15 protein-coding genes are annotated in these 12939 nt (G+C 61.7%); 8 read left to right on the top strand and 7 right to left on the bottom strand.

Annotated features, from left to right (window positions below):
• Position 1 precedes the first annotated feature (1 nt).
• The 3 genes from HRH33_RS09655 to moaB form a co-directional block, all read right to left on the bottom strand.
• Positions 2–1258 (bottom strand): hypothetical protein, encoded by a 1257-nt coding sequence (locus HRH33_RS09655; protein ID WP_167417583.1) that lies wholly within the window; start codon positions 1256–1258, stop codon positions 2–4.
• A gap of 103 nt (positions 1259–1361) precedes the next feature.
• The gene (locus tag HRH33_RS09650; protein ID WP_167417584.1) at positions 1362–2588 is read right to left on the bottom strand and encodes a molybdopterin molybdotransferase MoeA; all 1227 of its coding nucleotides are present in this window, start codon (positions 2586–2588) and stop codon (positions 1362–1364) included.
• Positions 2572–3111, bottom strand: a complete 540-nt coding sequence (moaB, locus tag HRH33_RS09645) for a molybdenum cofactor biosynthesis protein B (protein ID WP_034096624.1) — start codon at positions 3109–3111, stop codon at positions 2572–2574. The genes HRH33_RS09650 and moaB overlap by 17 nt, the downstream gene beginning before the upstream one ends.
• Before the next feature lie 76 nt (positions 3112–3187).
• On the opposite strand from moaB, the gene mobA reads away from it, so the two are divergent.
• The gene (gene mobA, locus HRH33_RS09640) at positions 3188–3790 is read left to right on the top strand and encodes a molybdenum cofactor guanylyltransferase MobA (protein ID WP_034096623.1); all 603 of its coding nucleotides are present in this window, start codon (positions 3188–3190) and stop codon (positions 3788–3790) included.
• 80 nt (positions 3791–3870) lie between these two features.
• Complete coding sequence (locus tag HRH33_RS09635; protein WP_034096622.1) at positions 3871–4092, top strand: YgdI/YgdR family lipoprotein; 222 nt, start codon at positions 3871–3873, stop codon at positions 4090–4092.
• Positions 4093–4148: 56 nt separating this feature from the next.
• On the opposite strand, the gene HRH33_RS09630 is transcribed toward HRH33_RS09635, so the two are convergent.
• The 3 genes from HRH33_RS09630 to HRH33_RS09620 form a co-directional block, all read right to left on the bottom strand.
• Complete coding sequence (locus HRH33_RS09630; RefSeq protein WP_034096621.1) at positions 4149–5039, bottom strand: pseudouridine synthase; 891 nt, start codon at positions 5037–5039, stop codon at positions 4149–4151.
• Positions 5040–5111: 72 nt separating this feature from the next.
• The gene (locus HRH33_RS09625) at positions 5112–5447 is read right to left on the bottom strand and encodes a transcriptional regulator (RefSeq protein WP_167417585.1); all 336 of its coding nucleotides are present in this window, start codon (positions 5445–5447) and stop codon (positions 5112–5114) included.
• A gap of 74 nt (positions 5448–5521) precedes the next feature.
• On the bottom strand, positions 5522–5758 hold the full coding sequence (locus HRH33_RS09620; protein ID WP_167417586.1) for a glutaredoxin family protein: 237 nt from the start codon (positions 5756–5758) through the stop codon (positions 5522–5524).
• Between the two features lie 166 nt (positions 5759–5924).
• Between HRH33_RS09620 and HRH33_RS09615 the strand changes: the two genes are divergently transcribed.
• The gene (locus HRH33_RS09615) at positions 5925–7655 is read left to right on the top strand and encodes a cation:proton antiporter (protein ID WP_123480384.1); all 1731 of its coding nucleotides are present in this window, start codon (positions 5925–5927) and stop codon (positions 7653–7655) included.
• Here the strand turns inward: HRH33_RS09615 and HRH33_RS09610 are convergent.
• Complete coding sequence (locus tag HRH33_RS09610; protein ID WP_167417587.1) at positions 7642–8850, bottom strand: ammonium transporter; 1209 nt, start codon at positions 8848–8850, stop codon at positions 7642–7644. The genes HRH33_RS09615 and HRH33_RS09610 overlap by 14 nt on opposite strands.
• Positions 8851–9196: 346 nt before the next feature.
• On the opposite strand from HRH33_RS09610, the gene HRH33_RS09605 reads away from it, so the two are divergent.
• The 5 genes from HRH33_RS09605 to HRH33_RS09585 all read left to right on the top strand — a co-directional run bounded on the left by HRH33_RS09605 (position 9197) and on the right by HRH33_RS09585 (position 12913).
• Positions 9197–9511, top strand: a complete 315-nt coding sequence (locus tag HRH33_RS09605) for an ElaB/YgaM/YqjD family protein (protein ID WP_034096616.1) — start codon at positions 9197–9199, stop codon at positions 9509–9511.
• A 3-nt stretch (positions 9512–9514) separates the two neighbouring features.
• On the top strand, positions 9515–9904 hold the full coding sequence (locus HRH33_RS09600) for a phage holin family protein (protein ID WP_034096615.1): 390 nt from the start codon (positions 9515–9517) through the stop codon (positions 9902–9904).
• The gene (locus HRH33_RS09595; protein WP_034096614.1) at positions 9901–10242 is read left to right on the top strand and encodes a hypothetical protein; all 342 of its coding nucleotides are present in this window, start codon (positions 9901–9903) and stop codon (positions 10240–10242) included. Before HRH33_RS09600 ends, HRH33_RS09595 begins: the two co-directional genes overlap by 4 nt.
• A gap of 104 nt (positions 10243–10346) precedes the next feature.
• Positions 10347–11510 carry an EAL domain-containing protein gene (locus tag HRH33_RS09590; RefSeq protein WP_034137528.1) on the top strand — a complete coding sequence of 388 codons (1164 nt, stop codon included), beginning with the start codon at positions 10347–10349 and terminating at the stop codon, positions 11508–11510.
• Positions 11511–11581: 71 nt separating this feature from the next.
• Entirely contained in the window at positions 11582–12913 is a 1332-nt protein-coding gene (locus HRH33_RS09585) for a deoxyguanosinetriphosphate triphosphohydrolase (RefSeq protein ID WP_167417588.1), read from the top strand.
• Positions 12914–12939 lie beyond the last annotated feature (26 nt).

The following is a 12939-nucleotide window of genomic DNA, read 5'->3' as shown; positions in this document are numbered from 1 at the left end:
CTCAGCCGGGGACGACACCCGTCAGCACTCTCGATGCGATTGATGTGACAACCGGCTTGCGTTGGCTATGCTGCTCCAAGGCTTGTTTGAATGTCATCCCCATATAGGCACTGAGCACCGAGCGAAACGCGTTTGCAGGCTCGTCGGCGAGCGGTGCTGTAAAGGTATCAATGAAGTGCGTGTCGATGACGGTATCGCGGACGCGGTCTATCTCCGCCTTAATCGCGTCTTTATCCCGAGCGGTGAGGCTGTCGAATATCGCCTGATCCTTGACCACTATCGCTTTGCTATTGGGTTCCAACTGCGCGACGAGCACATTTTTCGTACCGTCCCATGCTGACAGTGAATACTCCTTGAGCAGCGACTGATTGTCTTTGACCAATGCCATAGTCTGGTTCCGGTGCTCCAGCCCCGCACTGAAAAACCGACTCAACACATCGAAGTTCATCACCGCCTCATCGGTACCCCGCTTGAGAATCCGGCAGCACAATGTGGTGAGGTCGACCTGTATGTCGTGAAAATTCAGGTTGGGCCCAGTCGATACTTTCGTCACGCCGGTGATTTTTTGCTTGACGTCATTTGGCCACAAATACAACGCATCCCGCGTCAGAGGCTGTGCAAGGCGCTTCTCCATGGACGCGGAAAACTGCTGAACCAACGCCACGGCTTGATCGTGCACTTGCATCATTCCTGTGCCCGGCATGCGGTCCTGAATCATGTTTTTAACCGCATCGGTGTTGAGCGAGAACTGGTCTTTGAGAAAGGTGGTTTTGCCCGCTGAGGGCGCGCCGCGCACGATTGATACATCTTGCGCCTTCGCAGGCGCCGGGTCCTGAAGGATGGACTGGAACTGCGCCAGGTATTTTTCTGCAACCTGGGTCGTCAGGTTTTTCAGAATGTTGACATTGAAGTTTTCCACCTCGGGCAGCCAGACGCCTTTTTTGGTCAACGCTTGCGCCAGCGTCGGCAGGCTTTTGTCGACTGCCGCCGGACTTGACCAGGCTTTGCGCTCATTGTCCTGAAGTTTTTGCAGCCCATCGGGGTCACGGGTCAGTGCCTGCCAGGAGGTAATAGTCGGGTCAGCGCGCATACACGCAAGCCGCTCAGAGAAAGTGTTCTCGGACAGCGGCCTACGAATCAGCTCATTCAAGAGCCCACGCGCATTGCTTGCGTCAATCGGCAAGGCAGAGGATGAACCAAGCCCTAGCGGCACAGCCGTCGATGAAGAATTAGGGGGTGTCCCAGGTTGAACCAGCATTTTCAGTCCTCCAGTTAACAAGAGCCTGGAAAAGTAACGTGCATGCTCGGGTTAGCTGATAGGACTTTTCCTCTTTGTACAATCTGCGCCGGTGGGCGGCGGGTCAGCCTAGTACCTCACTCAGGGGAATGAAATTGACTCGATCCCCCCTTGCCAAGGTGGTCTCTTCCAGCACCTCCACAAATCCTTCGGCCCACGCCGCGCTGCGCAGCACGCCGGAACTCTGGTTGCGATAGATGACCGCTCGACCCTGCTCGATACGCCCGCGCAGGTACTCGCGGCGGTTGCCCGGCTTGGGCCATTCGAAACCCACCGGAACCTCGAAGCGCAACGGTGTCACGTCGAGTACGCCTAGACGCCGCAGGATGTACGGGCGCGCCAAGAGCGCAAACGTCACCAGGGTAGACGCCGGGTTACCAGGCAGACCGATCACCGGCACACCGCGAAAATGGCCGACCGTCAGCGGCTTGCCTGGCTTGATCGCCAGTTTCCATAACGCCAGCTCGCCCTCTTCACGCAGAGCGATGCCGAGGAAGTCCGCCTCCCCCACCGACACGCCACCGGTGGACAGGATCAGGTCTACGCTGCCCAACCCGGCCAGACGCCCACGGGTCTGTTCCAGGTCGTCAGGCAGAATCCCGGCATCGATCACGTCACAGCCCATCCGCGCCAGCCAGCTGCACAGCACACGGCGGTTGCTGTTGTAGATCTGCCCCGGGCCGAGGGGCAAGCCCGGTTCGATCAGCTCGTCGCCGGTGGACAGCACCGCCACCCGCGGGCGACGCACCACGGCCAGGCCATCGCAGCCCAAGGACGCGGCCAAGCCCAGCTCGATGGGCCCCAGGCGCGTGCCCGCGTCGAGCACGGTTTCGCCGACGGTGGTTTCCTGGCCCTGGGGGCGGATGTTCTGGCCCGTGCGCAGGGGTTCGCTGAAACTCACCCGTTCATCGGCGTGGACCACGGCGTTTTCTTGCATCTCCACGCAATCGGCGCCGGCGGGGACCGGCGCACCGGTGAAAATCCGCGCGCAGGTTCCTGCCGCCATGGGCTGCGGCGCCTGACCGGCGAAGATACGTTGGCTAACCACCAGCGGCTCGCCGGTCCAGTCAGAGAGGCGCACGGCGTAGCCATCCATGGCACTGTTGGGCCAGGGCGGCAGGTCGAGGGTGGAGATCAGCGCATGCGCGAGTACGCGACCGTCGCAGCCGGCCAGGGGCAACGTCTCCTGCTCGCGAATCGGCGTGGCGTCGGCCAGGTCCAGCAGCTGTTGCAGCGCCTGCTCTACCGGCATGAGGGCGCCGGCCTTGCCGGGCTTACCCACGGGATTCACAAGGTTCAGCCAGTTTGAGGTGCGGGACGAAGTTGCACGGGCGATGGCGGTTGTCCAACTGCTCGGCGAGGATGCCGTCCCAACCGGTGCGCACCGCATTGGTGGAGCCCGGCAGGCAGCACACCAGGGTGCCGTTGGCCAGACCGGCCAGCGCGCGGGATTGCACGGTGGAGGTGCCGATATCGGCCACGGAGATCTGGCGGAACAGCTCACCGAAGCCGTCGACCTGCTTGTCCAGCAGACAGCTCACCGCTTCGGGGGTGCTGTCGCGGCCGGTAAAGCCAGTGCCGCCGGTGATCAACACCACTTGCACCACGTCTTCGGCGATCCAGTGGGCAACCTGGGCGCGGATCTTGTAGAGATCGTCCTTGAGCAGCACGCGCTCGGCCAGGCGATGGCCGGCGGCGGTCAGACGGTCGACGAAGACTTGGCCCGAGGTGTCGGTATCCAGGGTGCGGGTGTCACTGACGGTCAATACAGCGATATTCAGGGGTACAAAAGGCGCATCAACCTTGGCTTTCATGGCACGGTCCGGTTGTCGAAGGAACAGCCCGGTGTTATATCACAGGCCCTCCTTTGCTTGCCGCTGCGGAACCACCATGTCCTTTGATTCGTGCCCTTTGCCCTGTTCGATTCTATTGCTGTCCGGTGGCCGCGGCCAACGCATGGGCGGCCAGGACAAAGGCTTGCTAACCTGGCGCGGCCAGCCGCTGATCGCGCACTTGCAGGGCTTGGTGCGCGGGCTGACCGACGACTTGATCATCTCCTGCAACCGCAACCAAGACCGTTACGCGGCATACGCCGATCACCTGGTAAACGACGATAGCGCGGACTTCCCCGGGCCGCTCGCCGGTATCCGCGCCGGCCTCGCCGCCGCGCGCCATGAGCATTTGCTGGTGTTGCCCTGCGATGTGCCGCATATCGACGCGCGCCTGCTCGCCGACCTGCGTGACACGGCCCGACGCACCCCGCAGTCGCCGGTGATGGTGCGCCATGGGGAATTCTGGGAACCCTTGATCTGCATCATCCCAACGCACCTCAGGAACGCGGTAGAACAAGCCTGGCACGCTGGCGAGCGCAGCCCGCGCAAGATCCTCCTGCAACTGGGTGGCGTGGGCCTGGAATGCCCGGCGAATGATCCACGCCTGGCCAACTTGAACACACCCGAACTGTTGCACCAGAAGTCTGACGTGTCAGAATGAACTTTCGTACAAGGAACTTTGGCGACGCCTTACGCGTCACAAGGTCAGCAATTTCAAAGAATTCTCTTGGAGACACACCCATGACTCAACGGACCATCGCCGCTTTCATGCTCGCCCTGGGCCTCGCTACCCTCGCCGGTTGCGCCTCGCCTACCGTGATCACCCTGAATGACGGTCGTGAAATCCAGGCCGTCGACACCCCGAAATACGATGAAGATTCGGGCTTCTACGAATTCGAACAGCTGGACGGCAAGCACACCCGTATCAATAAAGACCAGGTTCGCACCGTTAAAGACCTGTAAGTCTTAAACGTTTGCCCACAAGGCCCGCCTCGCGCGGGCCTTGTCGTTTCCGGCGCTCACCAATCGAGGGTGATGCGGCTGCGAAAGTCGCGCGTCTGGCCGGTAACCGGGTCGACAAAACGCACACCCTGGGCCAGCAGTTTAAGTGGGTTGGCGTAGTCGTCCACGGCGTCCTTGAGCACGTCGGGGTAGAACGGGTCATTGCAGATACTCGCCCCCAGCGCGGTCATGTGCACGCGCAACTGGTGCTTCTTGCCGGTGACCGGGAACAGGCCGTAGCGCCATAGCTCGCCATGTTTTTCGCGAACCTCCACCGCGGTTTCGGTGTTGCTGACGCCGGGACCTTCCTGCATGCGAAAGAAGGGTTCACCGTCCACCAGACGACTTTTGTGCACCAAGGGAAAGGTGAGATCCGGCAGCGCGGGGGCAATGGCTTCGTAAAATTTATCGATCTTGCGCGTAGGAAACAGCTGCTGATACGCCGCGCGGCTGTGGGGGTTGGCCGAGAACAGCACCAGCCCCGCGGTGTGCCGGTCGATACGATGCAGGGGCACCAGCGACGGGTTGTCCAGGCGACGAATCAGGCGGCGCAACAGCGTCTGTTCGACGTATTCGCCGGCCGGGGTCACGGGTAGGAAGTGCGGTTTATCGGCCACCACCAAGTGTTCGTCGGCATACAGAATAGTTTCCTGCACCGGGATGACCTTTTCGTTGGGCACCTCGCGAAAATAGTAGATGCACAGGCCTTCCCTGTAGGCCAGGTCTTGCTGGATGGGGTCGCCATTGATGTCCAGCACGCGACCGCGAGCGATGCGGTCCAACCAGTGTTCGCGGCTGATCGCGGGGAAGTGCGTGCACAGACAGTCCAGCACCGTAGCCCAAGGGCCCGGTGGCAGATACAAGGTGCTGGCCTGGTGCTGGGACGCGGAAAAACCGGAAGTGGACATGAAGACGCTCGAAGCCTGGGAAAACCGGCGGGCATTATCCCGCATGGAGCGGGATCGAGCCTAGGGCGGATCTCAGGCCTTGGCTAATTCAGCGCGCAGGGTCGGCGAGGCACTGGCCGCTTCGGTGAATTCCTTGAGCCAACGCAACACGTCCACCGCCTCCCAACGCCCCGGATCGTAGAGGGCGTACAGCAAGCCTTGGTAACCCACCACGTCCAACTGCTTGTGATAGCCGGCACGCTGAAACAGCGCTTCGATCTCGGCAAAGCAGGTATTGAAATGCACTTTGTTGAACGGCGTCTTACCTTCCGTGACCAGACCGTCCAGGCGCAGCTCGTTCACCGCATCGCGCACGATGTCGGCGGACATGCGATTGACGCTGCTTTTCAGTTGTTCAACATTCACCACGGGCGTTCCCTCTATTCCATCGCTGTACAAACATACAGTAGCGTAATATTTGGAAACCCGCCATCGCCATGACGTCAGAGAACGAAGGCGACCACCTGGTCGGTGTCGAAGGGCCAGTCCAGTTCCGCGCCCGTGTCTGCCCGTCGAAGCACCGGAATCCGTAGACCGTAGACCTCGGTCAAGTCCTCGGGATCGGTGATATCCACCAACTCAACCTGCAACCCATGTTCGACGAGCGGCATGATTTCGGCTTCGGCAATCTCACACAGGTGGCAACCCAGGGTGCCGAACAGCTGGCATTCAGGAAGCATGACGAATGGGCCTGATCAGAATAAGGTGGGTCATTCTAAGCCTGCTTACCGAGGGTGGCGAGTTGTGCATGCCCCCCAAAAAGACCTGACCCAAGTCACCATGGCCTATAACTGATTCAGCCATTCTCGCGGCTTTTTGTCCGCTGACCCTGTAACGGAGAGGTTTGTGTTCGCCAACCTGCTGATCATTCTGGCGTCATCCCTGGTGGTGATCGCCCTGTTTCGCCGGCTGCAATTGCCGCCCGTGTTGGGCTATCTGTGCGTAGGCCTGGCCGTGGGGCCCACCGCGCTGGATTGGGTGAACGATAGCGAAGAGCTGCCCGATCTCGCCGAGCTGGGGGTAGTGTTTCTGCTGTTTTCCCTGGGCCTGGAATTTTCCCTGAACAAGATGCTCGCCCTGCGCCATGTGGTGTTTGGCCTGGGCAGCTTGCAGGTATTGGGGTGCGGCGCGCTGCTGGGGGCCACATTGATGCTACTGGGGGTGGCGCCCGGAATTGCGCTGTTGCTCGGCGCGGGGTTGGCGCTGTCGTCCACGGCCATCGTCAGCAAGGAGTTGGGCAGCCTTGGCGAGATTTTCAGCAGCCATGGCCAGAATGCGATTGGCGTGTTGCTGTTTCAGGACGTGGTCGCAGTGTTACTGCTGACGCTGGTGCCGGTGTTCGCCGGCAGCAGCGATCAGGCCTGGTACCTGGCGCTGCCGTTGACCTTGGGCAAGACCGTGGTGCTGTTTATCGGCCTGCTGCTTGCCAGCCGCTGGCTGTTGCCGCGCCTGTTCCGTGAGGTCGCCGCGTCCCACTCGGCGGAGCTGTTTGTGTTGCTGGCCTTGGTGATTGTGCTGCTGACCGCTTGGCTCACCCATTTGCTCGGCCTCTCCCCCGCCCTGGGCGCGTTCCTGGCCGGGATGTTGCTGGGTGAAAGCCATTACCGCCATCAGATCGAAGCAGATATCCGACCGTTTCGCGACATCCTGCTGGGCTTGTTTTTCGTCAGCATCGGCATGCTGATCGACCTGCAACTGTTCCTAAGCCACAGCCTGCTGATTCTCGGCATGACCCTCACGCTGATGCTGATCAAGGGCTGCGTGGTCGCGCTGCTGGTCAAACTGCGCGGCAGCGACATGGAAACCGCCTGGCGCAGCGGCCTGGCCCTGGCTCAGGGCGGCGAGTTCTGCTTCGCCTTGATGGCACAGATGCAGCAGAGCCGGCTGATCCCCGACCAATTCAACGGTCTGCTGCTCGCCGCAACGTTTTGCTCGATGCTGCTCACCCCCCTGCTATTGCGCGCCGCGCCGGCCATCGCCCTGCGCCTGCATCGCAAACCCAATCAGCAGGTTCAACTGGAGACCATCACCGCGCTCAATGCGCAGCTGCGCAACCATGCGGTGATCTGCGGTTACGGGCGTGTCGGCCAGTCCATCGGGCGCTTTCTGCGTCGCGAGCAACAAGCATTCATCGCTCTGGATGATGACCCGGAACGGGTTCAGGAAGCGGCGACCGAAGACAGCAGCGTGCATTACGGCGACTGCCGGCGCGGCGCCCTGCTCAGCGCAGTGGGCATAGAGCGCGCGCGATTGGTGGTGATTGCCGTAGATAACAGCGATGTCGCGCTGGTGGTGCTTAAAGAGGCGCGCCGTATCAACGCCCAGGTGCCGATCCTGGTGCGCACCCGCGATGATAGCCAGTGGGCCGAATTGAAAGCGGCGGGCGCCACTGAAGTGGTGCCCGAGTTATTGGAGTCGAGCCTGATGCTGGCCTCCCACGCCTTGCTCCTGCTGGGCCTGCCGGATCAACAGGTGCAGGCGCGCGTTGATGAAGTGCGGCAAAACCGCTATCGCCTGCTGCACGGCTTTCACGCACCGCCCAGCGACAACGATGAGGCGCCGATCAATCCTGACTGACCGCACCGATCTTGTGGATCGACAGGTCCGCGCCGTAGTACTCCTGCTCCTGGCTCAGACGCAGCCCGTGCACGCGCTTGATCACGCCGTACACCAACAGGCCGCCGCCGAACGCCACCGCCACACCGAGGGCGGTGCCGATCAACTGGCTGGCCAGGCTCACGCCGCCCAGCCCGCCAAGGGCCGTCTGGCCAAAGACGCCGCAGGCAATCCCACCCCACACGCCGCACAGGCCATGCAACGGCCACACACCCAGCACGTCGTCGATCTTCCAGCGATCCTGGGCCGCGATAAAACACCACACGAACAAACCGCCGGCCACCACACCGGTGACCAATGCGCCCACCGGGTGCATCAGGTCGGAACCAGCACAGATCGCCACCAATCCGGCCAACGGCCCGTTATGCAGAAAACCAGGGTCGTTGCGACCGATCACCAGGGCAGCCACGGTGCCGCCGACCATCGCCATCAGCGAGTTGACCGCTACCAGGCCGCTGACGCCGTTAAGGGTCTGCGCGCTCATCACGTTAAAGCCAAACCAGCCGACGATGAGGATCCACGAACCCAGTGCCAGGAACGGAATGCTCGACGGCGCGAACGCCACCAGCCGCCCCTCGCGATAGCGACCGTTGCGCGGGCCCAGCAACAACACCGCCGCCAGCGCCAGCCAACCGCCCATGGCATGCACCACCACCGAGCCGGCAAAGTCATGGAAACCGGCACCGAAAGTGCTCACCAACCAGGCCTGCAGGCCGAAATTACCGTTCCACACCACCCCCTCGAAAAATGGGTAAATAAACGCCACGATCAACGCGGTGGCACACAACTGCGGCGCGAATTTCGCACGCTCGGCAATGCCCCCGGAGATGATCGCCGGAATTGCCGCGGCGAACGTCAGCAGGAAGAAGAACTTCACCAGACCGTAGCCATGATCGGCACTGATCACCGCCGCCGGCTGCATAAAGCTCACGCCGTAGGAGATCCAATAGCCTATAAAGAAGTAAGCCAGGGTCGAGATCGCGAAATCGCTGAGGATCTTCGACAGCGCGTTGACCTGGTTTTTCTGACGCACCGTACCGACTTCCAGAAACGCGAAGCCGGCGTGCATGGCTAGGACCATGACCGCGCCGATCAGAATAAACAGGGTGTTGGAGCTATGGACGAGGGTGTCCACCGCACTTTGTAGAGTGTCCATGGAAGCTGGCAGGCCTGTAGTCAGGGCAAAAAGCACCAAAGCGGTTCAAGCCAGAAATCCGCGCACTAAATTGGAACCGGCGGAACCACCCCTCTGTTGGGGGCATGAACCGCTTTAGCGCAGCGAACATCACGATAGGCCGTTGCCGACAGGGTTTTTCCGCGGGTTTGAGTGTTTTAGGGTAAGGTTTTTCAAGGCATTGGCCTTGACCGCCCGGATTCAGCGCAGGCCCTCGGGCCCGCGCACCAAGCCAAAGCAAAAGCTGTACCAGTCAATCGCAATGAACCTTCACCGACGCCGGTGACTCGAAACCACACGCACCGATCAGCCAATCACGGAGATACCCATGGCCAGAACCACTGCAAAGACTGCTCAAGAAATACTGATGGCGGATTTTCAAACCCTGGTCAGCGACACCGAAAAGTTGCTGGACGACACCGCTATCCTCGCCGGCGACCAGGCCGATGAACTGCGCAGCAAGATTCACGAGAGCCTGCTCAAGGCCCGTGAAACCCTGCAGTTGACCGAAGACTCCCTGCGCGAACGCGGCCAGGCGGCGGTCACCGCAACGGAAGATTACGTGCAGGCCAACCCTTGGCAGTCCATCGGTATTGCCGCCGGCGTAGGCTTTCTGATCGGTCTGCTGGCTACAAGGCGCTAAATTATGTCTATCGGCGAAAGCGGCTCGTCTACGGGCGCAAGTTCTACCTCACGACGCCTGGGCGCGGCCGTTCTAGGCTTGCTGCACAGCCACGTCGAACTGTTCGGCATCGAGTTGCAGGAACAGAAAGCCCGCACCGTCAGCCTGCTGCTGTTCGCAGGCCTGGCCCTGGTGTTCGCTTTGCTGTTGCTGGTGGGGTTGTCGACCCTGGTGATGATCCTGGTGTGGGACACCGGCTACCGCCTGACAGGGATCATCTGCCTCTGCGTGTTTTATAGCCTGGCCGCCGCGTTCTGCGGGGTACGCTTGAAAGCCGCGGTGTTCGATGAATCCACACCGTTCCACGCCACCCTTGAAGAGTTGGCCAATGACCGGGAGCGCCTGCTGCCATGAGCCTGACTGAAGTTCCGCAATCCACCACCCGGCGAGAAATGCGCAAGGCCTTGATCCGCCTGCGCATGGAAATGCACCGCCAGGAAATCCGCCACGAATCCCAGCAGTTGCTCACGCCCCTGCATAAGATGCGTGACATGCGGCATAACTGGCAGGAGAACCTGGGCATCAAGCACGCGCCGCTGTGGGGCGTGGCGGCGGTGACGCTGATGGGCTTTCTCACTGGCAAGGGCGCCAAGGGCGGCAGTATCAGCAGCGTGACGCGCCTGGTGCGCCTGGGTGCGGGTTTGATCCCGTTGATCAAACTGGCCATGCAAGGCCGTTCGCGCAAAGACTGAGCTGCGCCGGCCCTCGCTGGCTGCATTCTTGCTAACAGAATCGGCCCGGCCCTTGTTCTCGAGGGTCGGGCCTTTTTTTTCGCCACCTCTCTTAAGGAGGCCTTGTGATCGACGGGCAACCGCTCGCCTGCTTCCAGCCTTTCATCGATACCGCCACCGGCCGCATTGCCGGCGTGGAAGCCTTGGGTCGCCTGCGCCTGGCTGACGGTCGCCTGCAGTCCGTAGGCCCGCTGTTCGCCGACCCGCGTACCTCCGGCGTAGCTCTGCGACGACTGGACCGGCAGCTGCGCGATAACGCCCTGAGCCGGCTGCATGAGGCGCCTGAAGACTGGTTCCTGAGCCTGAACATCTCACCGCGCTGGATCAACCGCCTGCGTCCGGGCCAGCCGTTGCCGAGCCTGAAACAGATCCACAGCCACGGCGTGGATCCGCAGCGCATCGTGTTCGAGATCACCGAACTGGGGGGCGACATCAGGCGCCTGGCAGAGGTGGTGGCGCGCTACCGTGAGGCGGGCGCGCGGATTGCCATCGATGACTTCGGCGCCGGCTATTCCCAGTTGGACCGAGTGCTCGCGTTGCAACCGGACATTCTCAAACTAGACATGCGTCTGTTTCAGGAGGCCGCGCGCGGCGGGCCGAGCAGCGAGGTGGTGCGCGCGTTGGCACAAATGGCGGAGAAGACCGGTTGCTGGATCATCGCCGAAGGCGTGGAAACCGAAGCGCAACTGAGCTTCGCCCTGGAGTGCGGCGCCCGCTACGTACAAGGTTACTTGTTTGCCCAGGCCCAGTTGGACTGGTTCGCCACCGACGCCTTCGTGCCACGCTTTGCTCAACTGCGCACCGCTTACGTCCAGCAGAAGTTGGCGGAACGCGGGCGCATCATGCAGTTGCGCCAGCAAATGGCCGAGCTGATGAGCATCTTGCAAAGCTGGGCCCAGGCCGAGGCACCGTTGAGCCAGTTACCGCAATTGCCTGCGTTCCCCTGGCTGCTGCGCTTTTATCAGTGCGACCGCCACGGCACCCAACTGACGCCCAATTTCGAGTGGCGCCAGGACGCCTGGCAGAGTGACAGCCGCTACCTCGGCCACAACTGGTCGTGGAGGCCGTACTTTTATCATCTGCTCGCCGAAGGGTGGGAGGAGCGCCGCTTGACGCTGTCTTCGACCTACCGCGATGCCACCACCAACCAGTACTGCCTCACCGCCGGACAATTCTTCGATAACGGTCAGCGCTTACTGTTAATCGATATAGACGCCGCCGGCCTGTAGATTTTCGCTTGCCCCGCCGCGGCGGAACCGGGAAGCTGGGCGGGTCATTCACCGCACGGAGATTACCCGCCTTGGATTGGCCCACCCTGCTGACCCGCGAACGTCTAGGAAAACCACTGCACAGCCCGGAAGAATTGGGCCGCAGCCCGTTCCACAAAGACCACGACCGCATTATTTTCTCCGGCGCGTTTCGTCGCCTGGGTCGCAAGACACAAGTGCATCCCGTGTCGAGCAACGACCATATCCACACCCGTTTGACCCACTCGCTGGAAGTCAGCTGCGTCGGCCGCTCCCTGGGCATGCGCGTGGGCGAAACCCTGCGCAGCGCCCTGCCCGACTGGTGCGATCCCAGCGACCTGGGCATGGTGGTGCAGTCGGCCTGCCTGGCCCATGACATCGGCAACCCGCCGTTCGGGCACTCAGGCGAAGACGCTATCCGCCACTGGTTTCAACAAGCGGCCGGCCGCGGCTGGCTGGACGACATGAGCAGCGCCGAGCGCAATGACTTCCTCAACTTCGAAGGCAATGCCCAAGGCTTTCGCGTGCTCACTCAATTGGAATACCACCAGTTCGATGGCGGCACGCGGCTGACGTACGCCACCCTAGGCACCTACCTCAAATACCCCTGGACCGCCCGCCACGCCGACTCCCTGGGCTACAAGAAGCACAAGTTCGGCTGCTACCAGAGCGAGTTGCCGATCCTGGAACAGATCGCCCACAAACTCGGGCTGCCGCAACTGGAGGACCAACGGTGGGCGCGTCACCCGCTGGTTTATCTGATGGAGGCCGCGGATGACATCTGCTACGCCTTGATCGACCTGGAAGACGGCCTGGAAATGGACTTGCTGGGGTACGCCGAAGTCGAGTCGTTGCTGCTCGATTTGGTGGGCGACGACCTGCCGCAAACCTACCGTCAATTGGGGCCGCAGGACTCACGCCGGCGCAAACTGGCGATCCTGCGCGGCAAGGCCATCGAGCACCTGACCAACGCCGCAGCGCGCGCGTTCGTCGATCAGCAGGATGCTTTGCTGGCCGGCACCCTGCCCGGCGACCTGGTCGAACATATGCACGGTCCGGCCAAACGCTGCGTGTTGGACGCCAAAGACATGGCGCGCAAGAAGATCTTCCAGGACAAGCGCAAGACGCTGCACGAAATCGGCGCTTACACCACCCTGGAAATTCTCCTGAATGCGTTCTGCGGCGCCGCACTGGAGCAACATGGCGGGCGCACGCCGTCCTTCAAGAACCGGCGCATTCTCGATTTGCTCGGCAACAACGCACCGGACCCGGCATGGCCGCTGCACACGTCGTTCCTGCGCATGATCGACTTCATCGCCGGCATGACCGACAGCTATGCCACTGAAATGGCACGAGAGATGACCGGTCGCTCCAGCCCTCAATAACCGCCCCGATCAAGCCGCCTGCCGAT

Origin of the sequence: Pseudomonas rhodesiae (assembly GCF_013285305.1) — a bacterium.
Taxonomy (GTDB): domain Bacteria; phylum Pseudomonadota; class Gammaproteobacteria; order Pseudomonadales; family Pseudomonadaceae; genus Aquipseudomonas; species Aquipseudomonas rhodesiae.
The sequence above is the reverse complement of the archived record's forward strand: the minus strand, read 5'-3'. Positions and strand labels throughout refer to the sequence as shown.

Excerpts from the sequence above, each read along its gene's own strand:
- HRH33_RS09610 (WP_167417587.1), bottom strand. The coding sequence starts at position 8,850 with ATGGACACTCTACAAAGTGCGGTGGACACCCTCGTCCATAGCTCCAAC.
- HRH33_RS09595 (WP_034096614.1), top strand. The coding sequence starts at position 9,901 with ATGAGCCTGACTGAAGTTCCGCAATCCACCACCCGGCGAGAAATGCGC.
- moaB (WP_034096624.1), bottom strand. The coding sequence starts at position 3,111 with ATGAAAGCCAAGGTTGATGCGCCTTTTGTACCCCTGAATATCGCTGTA.
- HRH33_RS09605 (WP_034096616.1), top strand. The coding sequence starts at position 9,197 with ATGGCCAGAACCACTGCAAAGACTGCTCAAGAAATACTGATGGCGGAT.
- HRH33_RS09600 (WP_034096615.1), top strand. The coding sequence starts at position 9,515 with ATGTCTATCGGCGAAAGCGGCTCGTCTACGGGCGCAAGTTCTACCTCA.
- HRH33_RS09620 (WP_167417586.1), bottom strand. The coding sequence starts at position 5,758 with ATGCTTCCTGAATGCCAGCTGTTCGGCACCCTGGGTTGCCACCTGTGT.
- mobA (WP_034096623.1), top strand. The coding sequence starts at position 3,188 with ATGTCCTTTGATTCGTGCCCTTTGCCCTGTTCGATTCTATTGCTGTCC.
- HRH33_RS09630 (WP_034096621.1), bottom strand. The coding sequence starts at position 5,039 with ATGTCCACTTCCGGTTTTTCCGCGTCCCAGCACCAGGCCAGCACCTTG.
- HRH33_RS09635 (WP_034096622.1), top strand. The coding sequence starts at position 3,871 with ATGACTCAACGGACCATCGCCGCTTTCATGCTCGCCCTGGGCCTCGCT.
- HRH33_RS09655 (WP_167417583.1), bottom strand. The coding sequence starts at position 1,258 with ATGCTGGTTCAACCTGGGACACCCCCTAATTCTTCATCGACGGCTGTG.